Raw genomic sequence first — 15,607 nt, 5'->3', positions numbered from 1 at the left:
GCCCGTCGGCATGAACGGTCGGTTCGTAAAGGGGGGCGGTCCGTTTGGCCGGACCGTGCAATGCGTGATGGTCAGCGTTTCACTGACGTTACAGTTTCAGGCCACTTTCGCGGGCGGCGTCGGCAAACGCTTTAACACGACCGTGGTACTTGTTGTGTCCACGATCCAATTTGACTTCGCTGATTCCGGCGGCGGACGCCTTTTCGGCGATCGCCTTGCCGATTTCGGCCGCGGCGTCGCAGTTCCCACCAGCCTTGATCGATTCACGCAAAGCCTTGTCGCGGGTACTGGCACTGGCCAGCGTCTTGCCGGACGAATCGTCGATCAGCTGGCAACTGAAGTGCTTCAGCGAACGGTGCACACTTAAACGCGGCAGCGTGTTGTCGCCACGCAGGCGATTGCGAACGTGATTGCGGCGGCGAAGCCGTTTTTTCTGAAGTTGTTTGTTCTTGTCCATGACGTTTGTTTGCCTTCGATGGAAAGGGCGTTGACCCTATCGCGGCCGTTGGTGTTACGGGCCGACTACTTGGTGGCTGCCTTACCAGGCTTGATCTTGACTTGTTCGCCTTGGTAACGCACGCCCTTGCCCTTGTAAGGTTCAGGTTTACGCAGGGCACGGATTTCGGCGGCAAATTGGCCGACCTGTTGCTTGTCACAGCCCTGGACGACGATATGCGTCTGGTCCGGGCAGGTCACGTTCAATCCCGTGGGGATCTTGCGATGCAGTTCGTTGGCATAGCCGACGCGAAGCTGCAAGGTATCGCCGCTGACCATCGCCAGATAACCGACGCCCACGACTTCCAAACGCTTTTCATAGCCCTTGGTCACGCCTTCGATCATATTGGCGACCAAAGCGCGTGTCAGACCGTGGCACTCACGTGCGACACGAACGTTTGATTTTCGGCTGACGCTGACCTCATCGTCCTCGATTTTGACGTCGATTTCCGGACGGTGTTGGAACGTCAGTTTGCCCTTGGGGCCTTCCACTTCGATCACACGATTGCTGACGGACACTTTCGCGCCGCCTTCGATCTTGACCGGTTTGTTTCCAATGCGACTCATGTCGATCAGCTTTCAGTTTCGATTGTCGGTTGACCCAATCGGGTTGTCTGTCGGGATCGCCAACGGGCGACTATCGTTTTCGATGGTCCACGATCATCGTGTCGATGCAATGGGCGGCGCCAGCCGCTTGGACATCGCTGATCGGTCGTTGACGGATGGGTGGGATCAAGAGACTTCGCAAAGAACTTCGCCGCCAACGTTCTCGCGGCGGGCTTCGCGGTCGCTCATGACCCCTTTGCTGGTGCTAATGATTTGGATGCCCATGCCACCCAGTACGGGCTTGAGTTCCTTGCCGCGGCTGTACAGCCGGCGTCCGGGCTTGCTTACGCGTTTGATCGCTTGGATCACACGTTCGCCGTTGGGCCCGTATTTCAATTCCAGCCGAAGCGTCTTGGCGGGTTCGGTTTCTTCTTCCTTCCAATCCCACACAAATCCTTCACGCTTCAGAACGTCGGCGATGCCTCGCTTGACGCGGCTGCTGGGGATATCGACGAACGGCCGTTCGACACGGACGGCGTTGCGAATGCGGGTCAGCATGTCGGCAATCGGGTCAGTCATCATGGCGGTAAAGCTCCACGGTCTTCTTATCTACTGGACTCACGAACTACCAACTGGCCTTACGCAGACCGGGGATCAAACCACGGTCGGCGTTGTCACGGATGCAAATTCGGCAGATGCCAAACTTGCGATACACGCCACGGGGCCGTCCACAAAACCGGCATCGGTTTTCACGACGGGTCGAAAACTTCGGGGTCCGCAGGGCTTTTGCGATTTTGGATTTGCTTGCCACGGCTTGCTTCTGCTTTTGCCTAAGGTCAATAGTTTTGGCTGGCGGTAATGTTTGATCAGGGCGAAACCTAAGCGGCTTCTTCCTTCTTCGGATCGCTCTTGAACGGCATGCCGAACAACGACAGCATTTCACGAGCCTCATCATTGTTCTTCGCGGACGTGACGAACGTGATGTTCATCCCTTGCGGCCGCGTGTATTTGTCGGGATTCAACTCGGGAAAAACCAACTGTTCGGTCAAACCCATGGTGTAGTTACCACGTCCGTCGAAAGCATTGCGGTTGATACCGCGAAAGTCACGGACACGAGGTAACACGATCGACACCAGGCGATCCAGGAATTCGTACATCCGGTCACGACGCAGCGTCACCATGCATCCGATCGGCATGCCTTCCCGCAAGCGGAAACCGGCGATCGATTTGCGAGCGGTGGTAATGACGGGTTTCTGTCCGGTGATTTCGGTCATGCAGTCGACCGCCAAGTCCAAGACCTTCTTGTCACCGACCGCAGCACCCACGCCCATGTTCAGCGTGATCTTTTCCAAACGAGGAATTTGGTGCGGGTTGGTGAAGCCGAACTTTTCTTTCAAGGCAGCACGAATCGATTCGTCGTACTTCTCTTGCAATCGTGGTTTGTTCTGTGCCATGGGTCAGGCTATTGCGACGTTGGGTGCCGGCGGTGCCGGACGATTTGAATTGGACGGTTGCCCCCGATGTTGTCTCGGCGGCCGGTTTACGACTTTATGGCTTTGGCCGGTGCGATTTGGCCTAGGCTGGTGCCACTGGCTTTGGCGAAACGTTCTTTGCTGCCGTCTTCCAGGTAGCGGACACCGATGCGGGTTGGTTTTCCGGTCGACGGATCGACCAACATCACGTTGCTGGCGCTGATCGGCATTTCTTTGCTCAATCGTCCGCCCTGGGGGTTCTTCTGGCTGCGGCGAACGTGCTTCCACACGCGGGCGGCGCCTTCGACCACGACCTTGTTTTGTTGGCGGTCGATCTTCAGGATCTTGCCGCGGTGGCCTTTGTCCGCCCCGGCGACCAGAATCACTTCATCGTCGATTCGAAATTTCATGGCTGTCTTGTTCCTTGTTTTCCCTTTGATCCGGCATGCCGGCGTTTACGGCGATGCGATCAAACCACTTCGTTGGCCAAGCTGACGATCTTCATGAAGTTGCGTTCCCGCAATTCGCGTGCGACCGCACCGAAGATCCGTGTACCACGAGGGGACTTGTCTTTGTCGATCAAAACCACCGCGTTGCTGTCAAAACGGATGTAGCTTCCGTCTTGGCGACGCGTCGGTTGCTTGGTGCGGACGATGACCGCACGCACGACCGATTTCTTCTTGATTTCCGAGCCCGGGATCACGCTCTTAACGCTACACACGATGATGTCGCCGACGGTGGCGAATCGACGACGGCTGCCGCCAAGCACCTTGATGCACATCACTTCACGGGCACCCGTGTTGTCGGCGACGTTCAGGCGAGTTTCTTGCTGAATCATGATTCGGTGAAAATCAAAAATGAATGGTGGTTCGCGCGGACTCGGTTTTCGGCGTCCGCCGCCGTGACGACCGTCGGTTTCAATTCCGATCGGCGGTCCATTGTTCGGTTGTCATTGCCGACCAGCGGGTTTTCACTCCGCAGTCGGTTCGTCGCCACTGTGGGCAGCTTCGATGGCCTCTTGTTCGGCCGGTGTTTCGCCCTTTCGTGCGGCACGCAAAGCGGCCAAGTCGACCTCGGTGGACTTTTCCAAAACCTTGACCAATCGCCAACGCTTCGTCTTGCTCAGCGGTTGCGACTCGATGATCTCCACCAGGTCGCCGACGCCGGATTCATTGTTCTCGTCGTGCACATGGCAAACCGTCTTACGTTTGACGTACTTGCCATACTTCGGGTGCTTGACGACACGATTGATTTCCACGCGACGGGTTTTGGCCATCTTGTCGCTGGTCACCACGCCGGAAACAACACGCTTGGGCATTTTGAAATGATTTGGTTGGGGTTTGTCTCGTCAGTCGATCTTGTCCGGCTCAGGCCGTGGCCGATGCGTTTTCGGCGGCAATTCGACGTTCGGTTTGAATGGTCTTGATCCGGGCGATCAGCCGGCGGTTCTTCTTCATTTCGCTGGGCGTATTCAATCGCTCGGACTGGGATTGAAAACGCAACCGGAACAGCGTCTCGGCCGCTTCTTTTGCGGTCGCTTCGAGCTGCTCGTCGCTCATCTCGCGCAGTTCAGTGTTGGTTGCCATGAAACTTGATCGGCTGTCGTAAACGTTGTTCGGTGGATTGGTTCGGTTCGGCCGTTGATGACGGTGGGACTCCGCTGATTCATGGCGGTCGGTGATGCGTTGATCAGCGACCGTTGGCGGAAATCTCGTTGCGGCCTGCCCGGTCGAATGAGGTGAGTCACCCGGGCATCAAGCGCCGCGGGAATGCTCACCCGTTCTCATCGGGCTGTGTTTGGTTTCGGCTCAGGCCGTTCGCCGTTCGACGAAACGCACCTTGACCGGCAATTTGCTGGCGAGTCGAGCGAAACAGACTTTTGCCTGTTGCTCGGTCACACCACTCAGTTCGTAAAGGATCGTGCCAGGCTTCACCACGGCCGCCCAAAACTCGGGCTCACCCTTCCCCTTACCCATCCGAGTTTCCAGCGGTGTGCTGGTCACGGACTTGTCGGGAAAGATGCGAATGTAAAGCTTGCCTTCGCCACGAACGTATTGTTGGGCCGCGATACGACCGGCTTCGATGGTGGTCGCCTTGATCCAACCAGGTTCCAAGGACTGGATCCCGTAGTCACCAAAGACCACCGTGTTGCCGCGAGTCGCGCTACCTTTTATACGTCCTCTTTGGCTTTTTCGATGCTTGACCCGTTTGGGCATCAGCGCCATCGGTGTCGTCTCCGTAAGTACCTTGATTAACCCAGACCTGAATCCCGATGTGCCCCTGTGGCGTCATCGCTTCAGTAATGCCGTAGTCGATTTTCGCCTGCAGGGTGCTCAGCGGAATCGATCCGGCGATTTGTTTTTCACGTCGAGCCATTTCGGCTCCGCCCAACCGGCCGGCCAGTTGGATCTTGATGCCCTTGGCACCGGCGTCCATCGTTTGTTCCAACGAACGCTTCATCGTTCGGCGGAAGCTGGAACGCTTTTGCAATTGTTGGGCGATGTCTTCGGCGACCAATTGAGCTTGCAGCTCGGGGCGACCGACTTCTTCGACCTTCAAGTTGATGCGTCGGCCGACCAGGTTTTGAAGCTCGGCTTGCAGGATTTCAATCTCCTGACCTTTCTTGCCGATGATCAGACCGGGGCGAGCGACGAACATCATCACACGGACCTCGTCACGAGTCCGTTCGATTTCGATGCGATCGATTCCCGCGTTGCGATACTGCGGACGCTTCGGATGGTTGCAGATGAAGTCGCGAATCTTGCGATCTTCAACCAGCAAGTCCGAATAGTCCTGCTTCGACGCATACCAACGGCTTTGCCAGCCGCGGGTTACGCCGGTGCGGAAAGCGACGGGATTGACTTTTTGTCCCATGATGTCGGGTGGATCTTAGGGGCTTTGATGGAAAGCGATTCGACGTTACGCGTCGATTACAGTTCGTCGATCGGCGTCAGGCCGACGCGGATATGGCTGAAACGTTTCTTGATCATGAAAGCCATCCCGCGAGCGCGAGGACGGATTCGCTTGAACATCGGACCGCTGTCGATTCGGACGTCGGTCAAAACCAATTCTTCAATGCGATGGCTGGTGCCACCGTTCTGATCGGGATCTTGAGCATTGCCGACGGCGCTCTTGATCACCTTTTCCAACATGCGTGCACCACGCTGCGGCTGAAACTTCAGTAGGTCCAATGCTTCGTCGGCGTACATGCCGCGAACCATGTTGGCGACCAACCGGACCTTCTGTGCGCTGATGCGTGCGTTCTTGTGGACTGCGTTGATTTGTGCCATGGGATTTTCCTATCGCTTGCCGCCCTTGCCGCCGTGACCCTTGAACGTCCGCGTGGGAGCGAATTCGCCCAACTTGTGGCCCACCATGTCTTCGGTGACCAACACTTTGACGTGCTTGCGCCCGTCGTGAACCATGAAGGTCACGTTGACGAACTCGGGGACAATCGTGCAGGCACGTGCCCAAGTCTTGATGGGTTCCGCCTTCCCCGTTTCCGACTGTTTTTGCACTTTGAAAAACAGCTTCGGGTCGACGTAAGGCCCTTTCTTTTGACTGCGACTCATGTTTGGTGTTTCCGTCTACGCTAGACGCGGGATCGGGGCGATTTTGTGTTTACTTCAACTTCAATTGACCGTAACGCCGGCTCTTGCGACGACGAACGATGCTGCTGTTGCTTGGTTTACGCTTCTGGCGTGTCGAACCACCCTTGGCACTCTTGCCCTGCGGGCTGACCGGGTGACGACCGCCCTTGGTACGACCTTCACCACCACCGTGCGGGTGATCGATCGGGTTCATCGCGGTACCGCGAGTGTGCGGACGACGGCCCAACCAGCGGGCACGTCCGGCTTTACCCAGGCGCACGTTCATGTGATCGCTGTTGCCGACTTGACCGATCGTTGCCCGGCATCCGCTGGGGACACGGCGGACTTCGCCACTGGGCAACAACAACTGCGCCCAGTCGGCTTCACGAGCCATCAAAGTCGCCTGCGTTCCGGCCGAACGACAAAGCGTTGCTCCGCCGCCCAACCGCATTTCAATGCAGCAGATCGACGTACCCAACGGGATGTTTTTCAGCGGCAAGCAGTTGCCGACGTTTGGTGCCGCATCGGGACCGCTTTCGACCTTGTCACCTGCTTTCAGTCCGGCAGGTGCGACGATGTATGCTTTTTCACCGTCGGTGTATTTCAGCAGTGCGATGCGAGCCGAGCGGTTCGGGTCGTACTGGATCGAATCGACGACCGCAGGCACACCATCCTTGACGCGACGGAAATCGATCACGCGATACTTTCGCTTGTGACCGCCACCACGGTGCCGGGCGGTGATCTTGCCCTGGTTGTTACGACCGCCGGTTTTTCGCAGCGGACGCAGCAACGACCGTTCCGGCTTGGCGCCGGGCGTCAAATCCGCAAAGTCGCTGACCGACGCGTTGCGTCGTCCGGCGCTGGTCGGCTTGTATACTCGAATGCCCATGACAGGTCTGATTCAGATGGAAAGGGTATTTGATGGGGCGTGTCGGACGTTCGCCTCGGTGAATTGCGTCGCAATCAGATTCGTTCTTACGAACGACCGCGAACCCAAAGCGACCGGCGACGCACTTTAGAAGAAGTCGATTCGATGATCCGGGTGCAGTTGGATGATCGCCTTCTTCCAGTCGCTGGTACGACCGTATCGAAACTTGAAACGCCGCGTTTTGCCTTTGCGAGTCTGGGTACGCACCTTGGCGACTTTGACATCAAACAGCGATTCGACCGCACGGCGGATGTCAATCTTGTTGGCATCGCGGTGGACTTGGAACGCGTATTGGTTGTTTCGAGTCGCGCGGTGGACACCTTTTTCGGTCACCAAGGGACGCAGCAAGATCTGGTGGGGTTCCAGTTCAACGCCGCGATGGGTGGGTTCCGGGGGATTGATCTTGCTCATCACTCATCACTCCCTTCGGCGTTGGCCGCGAAGCTGCCGTCTTTGATTTTGTCCAAGGCCGCTTTGGTGATCAGCATCCGCTTGGGGCGAAGCACCGACAGGGCGTTCAGGTCACGCACTTGGGCGACCGAGACACCGGTGATGTTGCGGCCACTCTTGTAGACCATGCTGTCCTGATCGCTGGTGGCGACCAATGTCGACACACCACCCAGGCCCAATGCCTTCAGGGTGCCGGCCATTTGCGAAGTCTTGGGTTCTTCGAACTTCAAGTCGTCGACCACCACGACTTCGCCGTCGTCGATTTTGCTGCGGATGGCCATTCGCGTCGCCAACTTGATCGCCTTCTTGGGCAACCGGTAGCTGTAATCGCGAGGGGCGATCGTGCGAGCCACGCCACCACCACGGCGAACGTTGGTGCGTTTTCCGCCGGCCCGGGCGTTACCGGTGCCCTTTTGGCGATACAGCTTTTTCTTGCTGCCGGCGACCATGCCACGAGTCTTCGCGGCACGACTGCCTTGACGCTGGTTGGCTTGGTACATCACCACGACGTCGTGCAGCAATTGCTTGCTGATGCGGTCGGCGATCTGTTCGGTATCGATGTCATAGCTGCCGACTTCGCTGCCGGCGGCATCATAAACGGGCAGTGTTGCCATAACGCTTACCCCAACTTGTTGGTTTGACGGACGGAGACGAAGCCGCCATTGGGGCCGGGAACCGCGCCGCGTACCAGCAGCAAGTTGTTCTCCGGGTCCACGCGAACGACGTCCAGGTTTCGCACGGTGCTGCGGGCATTTCCGTATTGCCCGGACATGCGACGACCTTTGAAGACGCGACTGGGCGATGCACTACAGCCGGTACCCCCGGCGTGACGGTGGACTTTCTTCACACCGTGTGATGCACGCTGACCGCTAAAGTTGTGTCGTTTCATGACACCGGCATAACCACGGCCCTTGCTGGTGCCGGTGATGTCCACCTTTTGGACTTCGGCAAATTGGCCGACGGTGACTTCCGCACCGATTTCCAAATCCGTCGCACCGCGGAACTCACGGACGAAACGCTTGGGCTCACAATCTGCCTTGGCGGGCAATTCAACGCCGCCTGCCGAGCGTTTCTTCGAACGCTTGCTGTCCAGCTTGGCAACATGACCGCGTTCGCTGCGGTTGGCCAAGCGACGGGGCTTGTCTTCGAAACCCAATTGAACTGCTTCGTAGCCGTCCCGATCCACGCTGCGAACCTGCAGCACGTGACAGGGTCCCGCCTGGATCACGGTCACCGGCACGACAGTCCCGTCGTCCTGGTAAACCTGCGTCATTCCGACCTTGCGGCCGAGTATGGAAGGAGACATAGCAACCTGCACCCCGCCGTATCACGGGGCCCTCAAACGTTCGTATTGGATTCCGAAGTCGCCGAGACCGAACCGAACTCTATTCCACATCCAACGCAATCAACGCGAAGGCTGGCGAGCGGTTATCGGCACGGCTTCCATGCATGCAGAAACCAGCGAATAAACCACAAAACGACGAGACGATCATCGGATCGCTTCGCCACGACCGACTGACTAACGAGCGGACGCCTTGATCTTGATGTCCACGCCGGCCGGCAAACTTAACTTGTTCAATGCTTCAATCGTTTTGGCCGTTGCCTGAACGATGTCGATCAGACGCTTGTGCGTCCGGATTTCATATTGTTGCCGAGATTTCTTGTTCACAAACGGACCCGACAAAACCGTGTAGCGTTCCACTCGCGTGGGCAACGGAATCGGGCCGTGAACCTCGCTGTGCGTTCGCTTGACGGTATCCACGATCTCCAGAGCGCTCTGGTCAAGCACAGAGTGATCGTAAGCTTCCATTCGGATGCGGATAACTTCGTTCGTCCCGGCAGACACAGCGACAACCTAAAAAGGGAAATACCAAAGGGCGTTTCGCTGAACCGCGGCCATGCCGAAAGCATATCGGCGTGCGTACTGGCAGCGTTGCGGGACAATCCCGCTCGGCGAAGGCAAGGAAGGTATGACCCGGCGAAAAAAACGTCAACAGCTGTTATGAAATTCGGACGAACTTTTTCCGATTACGACCGGATTTTGGCATGACAAGCCGTCCACAAACCCCTGATGGTCTGTCGCACCCGCCCCGGCCGGGGGCGCAGGCGACCGTTGATCGCCCGTTTCCGTTGAGTATCCCGGCGCGATTGGTCGCTGCGGTCGCCGCCGGCGTGCCTTTGGTGTTGTTGCTCATCGCGTCCACGTTGCAGCCGAGTTCCGAAGGCCTGGGAACCCATCGTCAACTTGGGCTACCGCCCTGCTCCACACGCATCTTGCTGGGCGTGCGTTGTCCGGCCTGCGGTATGACGACATCTTGGAGCCACTTTACCCATGGCCAGTGGGCCAGCAGCCTGGCGGTGAATTCGGGAGGGTTCTTCCTGGCGGTGTTTGCGCTGATATTCAGCGGTGTGGCGATCGGGGTCGCTTGGCGCGGTCGATTGCCCCGGCCGGAATGGATTCGAGTGCTGGGATGGTCCGCCGTCGGAATTGCGGTGTTAACCTTGGTCGACTGGGCAATCCGGCTGGCAAGCGAAGCCGGTGCATAAGGTCTCGACGAAGACGTCTCGGGCGAGCCCGAATCCCTGTCACGGCACCGGATCATTGCGATCGGGTCAGCGCAGTTTGTTTGTCGCTGACAGGTTTTGTTGCCGCACCGAGAACTTGTCGGCAATCGGACATGTTTCAGAACGGGCTGTCGTCGTCGCTTGGCGTTTGCCCAGCATCCGTTTCGATGCCGATTCCGAAAGGATCCAGATCATCAGTGTTTTTGGCGGGGTGGGCGTCCGGTGTGGTGGATTCGCTGCCGACCGATTCGCCCAGGCCGAACGGATCGGCATCGCCACCCAGTCCGAAGGGGTCCTGTGAATCGCTGCGGGCCGTGCCAGACGCGCCGCCACCCTTCGGGGCGGCCGTCTGCGATCGCGTGCCATGGCCGGTCGGCGTCGGATCCTTGGCGGCCCCGCCGGTGCGTTGTTCGTGCAGTTCGCGGTAGGAGCCTTCCATCAGCCGGTCTTCTCGGTCCCCGCCGGCGACAACAACAATGGCCGATTCATCCAGGACGCCGCGATCCTTGACGTTGATGGCATAGCAACGTGTCTGGCAAAGCCCGCAACCCACGCAAGCGTCGTCGATGACCAGCGGGGCCAGGAATCCCGTCCCTTCGATCGGCATCCCGCTTTCGTCGGTTTGAACACCGACCTGGGTGTATTCGATGGCGTGATACCCGGCTGCCTGACATTCCTGGACACACAGGTCGCAATCCTCCTTGCCCGCCAGCGGCAGACAGGTGGATTCATTCAGAATCGCCAGCCCCATCCGCGCGTGCCGCTTTTCTTCGATGGGCAGCGCCCGAATCGCACCCGTCGGGCAAACCTGGCCGCACGCGTTGCAACTGGATTCGCATCCGGCCCAGTCGGCCTGGACCATCGGCGTCCACAGTCCTTCCAAGCCTTGCTGGAATCCCTCCGGCTGCAGCACGTTGTTGGGGCAAGCCTTGAAGCACTCACCACAGCGGATGCACATCTGCAAGAATTCTTGCTCGGGGACACTGCCGGGCGGTCGTACGGGGCGAAACGATTCGTCATCGGACAGCTTGGCACCGAACGCTTTGGTGGCCGCCACCGCTCCGACGCCACCCACCACCGCGGCCGCACCGCCACCGACGGCCGATAGGAACCCGCGGCGCCCCAGCGAGCTTTCGCCTGTCGGTGGGTCATCAAAGGTTTTCAGCTGGACCAGGTTGGTCCGCTCGACAAATTTAATCGCATGCGTCGGGCACACACCGCCACACGACTGGCACATCGTGCAGTCTGTCCCGCGGGTCGTGAAGTCCGGTTTGATCGCGTCAAACGGGCAGATTTCCACACACTTGTTGCAGTGAATGCAGCTGGATTCGACTTTGCGTTCGGTCGCCCTCAGCAGGTTGCCCACGCTAAATACCGCGCCGCTGGGGCATACGTACTTGCACCAAAACCTGGGACGCAAAAAACCCAAGCACAGCACCGCTGCAAACAACAACAGCGAAACGATATGCCCCGCATTGATCGGCGGGATCAAATGCCAGCCTCGCGTTGCGCCTGTTTGCACCGGATCCAGCAAGAACAGCATGCCCCGAGTGACCACCGGGATCGCTGAAAAAAAGCCAGAGACCAGCACGCCGCCGACCGCCGCGATCATGGTTCCAGCCAATAGGTAGTACTTGATGTGAACCCACCAGCCGTCATCGGGAACGCGGAAGCGGCCAACTCGCCCGGCCACCAGCCAGTCGAACAGATCAATCGTGGTGCCCAATGGACACAGGTAGCCGCAAAAACCACGCGGGATCAAAACGCAAACGATCAAAATCACGCCCGCCGCAGTCAGCGACCAGACAAGGCTTCGCGATGCGACGGCCGTCGAAAGGCTGACCAGCGGATCGATGATCAGAAACAACTCGGCCGGTAATCTTTCCTTGCCTCGCAGATTGTCGGCGTAGTGCGAGGGCCATTGTCCCAGCCGCATCGCGTACAAGTCATAGGGGCCGGTACCAAAGAAAAAGGCGTCCCACTGTCCCGCCGCCTTGGTTTGGCTGGGCTTCAGTGAAATCGTCCCGTCGGAGTTCATGTCGATGCGAAACTGTCCCAGATCCGCGGCTGCATCGTCGGTCACGCCCGTGTCGATGACAAAGTAGTCCCCCGCTTCGATGGAAGCGTCCGTCGAGTCGTCGCCCTGGAACCGAACTTCACCCGATTGCTGGTCAACCGTTTGCAACAACCACCCGGTCGACGCGGGCTGGACCAGTGCCGGACGAGCGTCATACGGCCAGCAAACGTAGAAAAACAGAATCCAAAAAGTGACCAAGCAGGTGCCTTGAACAAGCCGTCGCACCGGAGCAGCCGTCCAACTGGGGCCCAGTCGGCGAAGCCAGCGACGAACCGGGCCGCGGCGTTTGGTGGACCAGTCGGATTGCAACGTCGATGGCATCACCCGCCGCATCGTTCGGCCCAGGATAGACGGCGACACCGCCTTGCCCGCCTTGGGCCGCCTCAGCATCGGCAAAAACCAGTCCAAACGGATCAACACCTTGGACCCGTCGTCACTGCGAAAGCTGGACAGCAATATCAAGGCGCTGGCGGCCAACCCAACGATCGACGCAGCCAAGACCATCGGATCCAGCCGAAGGGTTCCGAACGTCCAATGCCATTGGCCGGCCCCGGCCGCCAAAGCCGCCGTGCAAACCATGGCGATCCCCAAGGCCAGTAATCGTTTTTTTCCAGCCGTCATGATGAATCGTCGTCGAGGTTCGTTTCGTGTGCGCGCTGTGCCGGTGATCAGGCACCCGATCCGTCCGTCGGCCGTTCGGCGTTACTCCGGTGCATCGTATGGTTCGTCAGCCAGACGCAGTAATCCCAATCGCCAGGGAATGTCGCCATAGGAACCACGCTGGTATTCGGTGTCCGAAGCCCCCTGGAACAGCAACGTCAAACGGTCATCCGAGATGCTCAGTCGCTGGTCGATGCCGTCGCGAATGAATTCACCATGGCTGTAGGACGTCGCCCAAGATGTCGATTGGTTGATGACGTTCTTCGGGGCGACGAACGGCTTTTGGCGACTAGCCGCCAAGGGCCGCCATGTTCCGTCCAGTGTGTCGGCGATGAACGTCTTGAAGTAGCGACGTTTTCCATCTTGAGCTTCGACCAAGGTCACGTACTTTTCCAAACCCTTGATGTGATACGTGTGGCTGGCCTCATAGATGTCGGCCTGTAATGCGATCACCGGTTCGGACCACCCGCGGTCGGGGAATTGATCCAAGCGGGTTCGTGATCGCCACAATTTTCCGTTCAGCGAAGTGAAAAACAGATAGGCATGATCGTTGTCGCAAATGACCCAAAAATCCAACCCGGCCTGCTCGCCCTCCGGGACCACGTACAAAGACTCGGGACGACTCCAGTCGGCCGGGTTGTTGATGTCATCGTTGACCGAATAGCAGGGGCCGTAGCGAAGGTTGCGCGATTCATCCGCCGCCTGGTAAATCAGATACCACTTTTGGTCGGGGCGGAAATAGAAGATTTGCGGCGCGCCGTGGTAGTCCAATGTCAAATCCAGGACGGACCATTCGGACGACTTGGCCTGTTCCCACTGGGAAAATTTCAGATAGCCGATGCGTATCCGGCCGTCGCCCTTCTTGTCGTTGCGAAGCGTACAAAACAAATGCCAGTGTCCGTCGTGACGAACCACGCTGGGGTCTTTGACGGCCACCCATCGATGATCCGGCAAGTCCGGTAGGCGATCCTGGTCAACACTTAAGATGGGCTTGCCGACGTGCCAATGAAACCGTCCGTCGTTCCAGCTTCCGTCCACCGGGTCGCCGGCATACAGCGATTGATAAAAGGATACGGAAGCAAGGACAGCCAGGGCGATACGCGACGCGACAATCATTGATTGGACCCTTTGCCCAGTGCCATTGCGGTGGCGGTGATGATGGCCTGGGATGTGATGGTCGCACCGCTGGTCCCGTCGATGTCTTTGACCGTCTGCTTTTCGATGATTTGACGCGGTGTGTCGGTCAGTGCGGCATAGAATTGCTTGTCTTTGTGTTTGACGACTTGCACGGATTCGATTTTTGCGTCGGCAACGATGACATCCACGGTCAGAGGGCCAGCGTAGGCCGTGGCGGTTGCCTGGTAGGTGCCGTCGGAAATCTTCGTCACATCGACTTTGTCGAACAGCCGAATCGCCTGGATCGCGTCGCGGGCGCGGCCGTGATAACGCTTCTTGTATTCGGCATTTCGCGCGCGATCCAAATCCAAAATGCGTTGGTAGTATTGAATTGCCTCGTCGTATCGACCCGCGTTTCGCAGGGCATCACCAGCGTTCAAGAAGGCCTCGTTGAAGAAGTTGCTGTTGGCGTACGCGGCAGTCAGTCGAACGGCTCGATCGACCTCCCCCATGTCACCCAGCAATTTGATCGCGTCGAAATGAATGCTGCGTCCGGCGAGCGTTTGCAAGGCCATCGATTTGTTGCCCAGTCGCCAGTAGCATTCCGCCAAGTGCACGCCCAGTTGCTTGTCTGGCGCTGCCCCCGCCAGCTTCATGTAATAGGCAGCGCGTGGGTAATCTTGCAAAAGCTCGAAATACATTTGCCCCAGTTTCTCGAAATCACGTTTCAGTAACTTCGGGTCTGTCTTGTGTTGGTCGATGCATTGATGGACCAACTTGATCCCGCTGCGCCAGCGTCCCGGGTTCGGATTCACTCGTCCCCAAATGTACTGACCCACATTCTTTGATTCGTTCCATGGTCCCCCCGGCTTCAGCGGCCATGAAAGGTCCAGCGACGCAGGATGATTCATCGGCGTCGATGCCAGCCAGCTGGGCGGCTGACGGCCGGCTTGTTCGATGATCTGTAAGACTTCGCCACGCGAACGGTTCAGTTGGTTTGGATCGCTGCTGGCCGAAGACGATGCGGTGCTTGCCGCAGTTTTCGGCGTGATCACAAACCGCTTGCCGCCAAATGTGACCGCGTGGACCTTGTCGTACGGGTAGGTGCGGGAAATCGTGCGGCCACCGATGTCTGTCTCAAAGTCGAATTCTTTGTCGGCTTTGCGAATCTGCAAAATCTTTCCGTCCAGCTCGGTGCCGTTGACGAACTCGATCTTGTCGGCGGCTCGCGCGTGGCCAGATCCGAAAACCGAGATCACCAACACGGTAACGATCGCCAGCTGAAACCTAGACGTGACGTAGCGGCGAATGCATGGGGCGTTTAACGCTGCTGTCAATCCGCGGCCGACAGATTTTGGTTTGCGAATGTTCGGAGGTTTCATGCTTGTGCTGTCGTGCGAACGGTTGAAAGTGGTGGCGGTTCATCGCGGCCCCATGCTGCGGTGTGCCGATTGGCGTCGATTCGAACACCGCTTCGGTCAGTTTAGTTGTTGCGGCTGCGTCGATGTGTCCGGCGGTGATTGTTAACGATCCCGCTCGTCGGTTTAGCGACGGCCTTCGCCATTGTTTTTCGGGAAGATGGTTCACCGCCCGTTTTTCGTCTGTGGGAGACAATTGTCGTGACGGTCCTCGATCCGATGCAAACAAAAGTCTGCCGGCGTCAGCCAAATCGTTTTGGGTGGGCTTTGGCTTTGGTTGTTTTCGTTGT

Annotated in this window: 22 protein-coding genes; 1 reads left to right on the top strand and 21 read right to left on the bottom strand. The window is 58.1% G+C overall.

Features of this window, described 5'->3' with window-relative positions; all coding sequences use genetic code 11:
- Window positions 1–88: 88 nt before the first annotated feature.
- The 18 genes from rplR to rpsJ form a co-directional block, all read right to left on the bottom strand.
- Window positions 89–457 (bottom strand): 50S ribosomal protein L18, encoded by a 369-nt coding sequence (rplR, locus tag Mal65_RS18170; RefSeq protein ID WP_145300761.1) that lies wholly within the window; start codon window positions 455–457, stop codon window positions 89–91.
- A 65-nt stretch (window positions 458–522) separates the two neighbouring features.
- Window positions 523–1,062: a 50S ribosomal protein L6 gene (rplF, locus tag Mal65_RS18165; RefSeq protein ID WP_145300758.1), complete on the bottom strand. Its 540-nt coding sequence runs from the start codon at window positions 1,060–1,062 to the stop codon at window positions 523–525.
- A 165-nt stretch (window positions 1,063–1,227) separates the two neighbouring features.
- Window positions 1,228–1,623 (bottom strand): 30S ribosomal protein S8, encoded by a 396-nt coding sequence (gene rpsH / locus Mal65_RS18160; protein WP_145300755.1) that lies wholly within the window; start codon window positions 1,621–1,623, stop codon window positions 1,228–1,230.
- Between the two features lie 43 nt (window positions 1,624–1,666).
- Entirely contained in the window at window positions 1,667–1,852 is a 186-nt protein-coding gene (locus tag Mal65_RS27550; RefSeq protein WP_145300752.1) for a type Z 30S ribosomal protein S14, read from the bottom strand.
- 67 nt (window positions 1,853–1,919) lie between these two features.
- Window positions 1,920–2,495, bottom strand: coding sequence for a 50S ribosomal protein L5 (gene rplE / locus Mal65_RS18150; protein WP_145300749.1), 576 nt, complete (start codon window positions 2,493–2,495; stop codon window positions 1,920–1,922).
- Between the two features lie 86 nt (window positions 2,496–2,581).
- The gene (rplX, locus tag Mal65_RS18145; RefSeq protein WP_145300746.1) at window positions 2,582–2,923 is read right to left on the bottom strand and encodes a 50S ribosomal protein L24; all 342 of its coding nucleotides are present in this window, start codon (window positions 2,921–2,923) and stop codon (window positions 2,582–2,584) included.
- Between the two features lie 59 nt (window positions 2,924–2,982).
- Window positions 2,983–3,351 carry a 50S ribosomal protein L14 gene (gene rplN, locus Mal65_RS18140; protein WP_145300743.1) on the bottom strand — a complete coding sequence of 123 codons (369 nt, stop codon included), beginning with the start codon at window positions 3,349–3,351 and terminating at the stop codon, window positions 2,983–2,985.
- Between the two features lie 132 nt (window positions 3,352–3,483).
- The gene (rpsQ, locus tag Mal65_RS18135) at window positions 3,484–3,831 is read right to left on the bottom strand and encodes a 30S ribosomal protein S17 (RefSeq protein ID WP_145300740.1); all 348 of its coding nucleotides are present in this window, start codon (window positions 3,829–3,831) and stop codon (window positions 3,484–3,486) included.
- Between the two features lie 49 nt (window positions 3,832–3,880).
- A complete protein-coding gene (gene rpmC, locus Mal65_RS18130) occupies window positions 3,881–4,099 on the bottom strand; it encodes a 50S ribosomal protein L29 (RefSeq protein WP_145300737.1) in 219 nt (72 codons plus the stop codon).
- A gap of 222 nt (window positions 4,100–4,321) precedes the next feature.
- Entirely contained in the window at window positions 4,322–4,738 is a 417-nt protein-coding gene (gene rplP, locus Mal65_RS18125) for a 50S ribosomal protein L16 (RefSeq protein ID WP_145300735.1), read from the bottom strand.
- On the bottom strand, window positions 4,677–5,387 hold the full coding sequence (rpsC, locus tag Mal65_RS18120) for a 30S ribosomal protein S3 (RefSeq protein ID WP_145300732.1): 711 nt from the start codon (window positions 5,385–5,387) through the stop codon (window positions 4,677–4,679). The genes rplP and rpsC overlap by 62 nt, the downstream gene beginning before the upstream one ends.
- 56 nt (window positions 5,388–5,443) lie before the next feature.
- A complete protein-coding gene (rplV, locus tag Mal65_RS18115; protein ID WP_145300729.1) occupies window positions 5,444–5,803 on the bottom strand; it encodes a 50S ribosomal protein L22 in 360 nt (119 codons plus the stop codon).
- Window positions 5,804–5,812: 9 nt separating this feature from the next.
- The gene (gene rpsS, locus Mal65_RS18110) at window positions 5,813–6,085 is read right to left on the bottom strand and encodes a 30S ribosomal protein S19 (RefSeq protein ID WP_145300726.1); all 273 of its coding nucleotides are present in this window, start codon (window positions 6,083–6,085) and stop codon (window positions 5,813–5,815) included.
- 49 nt (window positions 6,086–6,134) lie between these two features.
- A complete protein-coding gene (gene rplB / locus Mal65_RS18105; RefSeq protein ID WP_145300724.1) occupies window positions 6,135–6,992 on the bottom strand; it encodes a 50S ribosomal protein L2 in 858 nt (285 codons plus the stop codon).
- 126 nt (window positions 6,993–7,118) lie between these two features.
- Window positions 7,119–7,442 (bottom strand): 50S ribosomal protein L23, encoded by a 324-nt coding sequence (gene rplW, locus Mal65_RS18100; protein WP_145300720.1) that lies wholly within the window; start codon window positions 7,440–7,442, stop codon window positions 7,119–7,121.
- Window positions 7,442–8,095 (bottom strand): 50S ribosomal protein L4, encoded by a 654-nt coding sequence (rplD, locus tag Mal65_RS18095; protein ID WP_145300717.1) that lies wholly within the window; start codon window positions 8,093–8,095, stop codon window positions 7,442–7,444. The genes rplW and rplD overlap by 1 nt, the downstream gene beginning before the upstream one ends.
- 5 nt (window positions 8,096–8,100) lie before the next feature.
- Window positions 8,101–8,754, bottom strand: coding sequence for a 50S ribosomal protein L3 (gene rplC / locus Mal65_RS18090; RefSeq protein WP_390621870.1), 654 nt, complete (start codon window positions 8,752–8,754; stop codon window positions 8,101–8,103).
- 246 nt (window positions 8,755–9,000) lie between these two features.
- Window positions 9,001–9,327, bottom strand: a complete 327-nt coding sequence (rpsJ, locus tag Mal65_RS18085) for a 30S ribosomal protein S10 (RefSeq protein ID WP_145300711.1) — start codon at window positions 9,325–9,327, stop codon at window positions 9,001–9,003.
- A 200-nt stretch (window positions 9,328–9,527) separates the two neighbouring features.
- On the opposite strand from rpsJ, the gene Mal65_RS18080 reads away from it, so the two are divergent.
- The gene (locus tag Mal65_RS18080) at window positions 9,528–10,028 is read left to right on the top strand and encodes a DUF2752 domain-containing protein (protein ID WP_145300708.1); all 501 of its coding nucleotides are present in this window, start codon (window positions 9,528–9,530) and stop codon (window positions 10,026–10,028) included.
- A 136-nt stretch (window positions 10,029–10,164) separates the two neighbouring features.
- On the opposite strand, the gene Mal65_RS18075 is transcribed toward Mal65_RS18080, so the two are convergent.
- The 3 genes from Mal65_RS18075 to Mal65_RS18065 all read right to left on the bottom strand — a co-directional run bounded on the left by Mal65_RS18075 (window position 10,165) and on the right by Mal65_RS18065 (window position 15,281).
- Window positions 10,165–12,744 (bottom strand): 4Fe-4S binding protein, encoded by a 2,580-nt coding sequence (locus Mal65_RS18075; RefSeq protein ID WP_145300705.1) that lies wholly within the window; start codon window positions 12,742–12,744, stop codon window positions 10,165–10,167.
- Between the two features lie 81 nt (window positions 12,745–12,825).
- Complete coding sequence (locus Mal65_RS18070) at window positions 12,826–13,899, bottom strand: glycoside hydrolase family 62 protein (RefSeq protein ID WP_145300702.1); 1,074 nt, start codon at window positions 13,897–13,899, stop codon at window positions 12,826–12,828.
- On the bottom strand, window positions 13,896–15,281 hold the full coding sequence (locus tag Mal65_RS18065; RefSeq protein WP_145300699.1) for an FMN-binding protein: 1,386 nt from the start codon (window positions 15,279–15,281) through the stop codon (window positions 13,896–13,898). The genes Mal65_RS18070 and Mal65_RS18065 overlap by 4 nt, the downstream gene beginning before the upstream one ends.
- Between the last annotated feature and the right edge of the window lie 326 nt (window positions 15,282–15,607).

Source organism: Crateriforma conspicua (assembly GCF_007752935.1).
GTDB classification, from domain to species: Bacteria; Planctomycetota; Planctomycetia; order Pirellulales; family Pirellulaceae; genus Crateriforma; species Crateriforma conspicua.
This window is presented reverse-complemented; position numbering and strand designations above follow the sequence as displayed.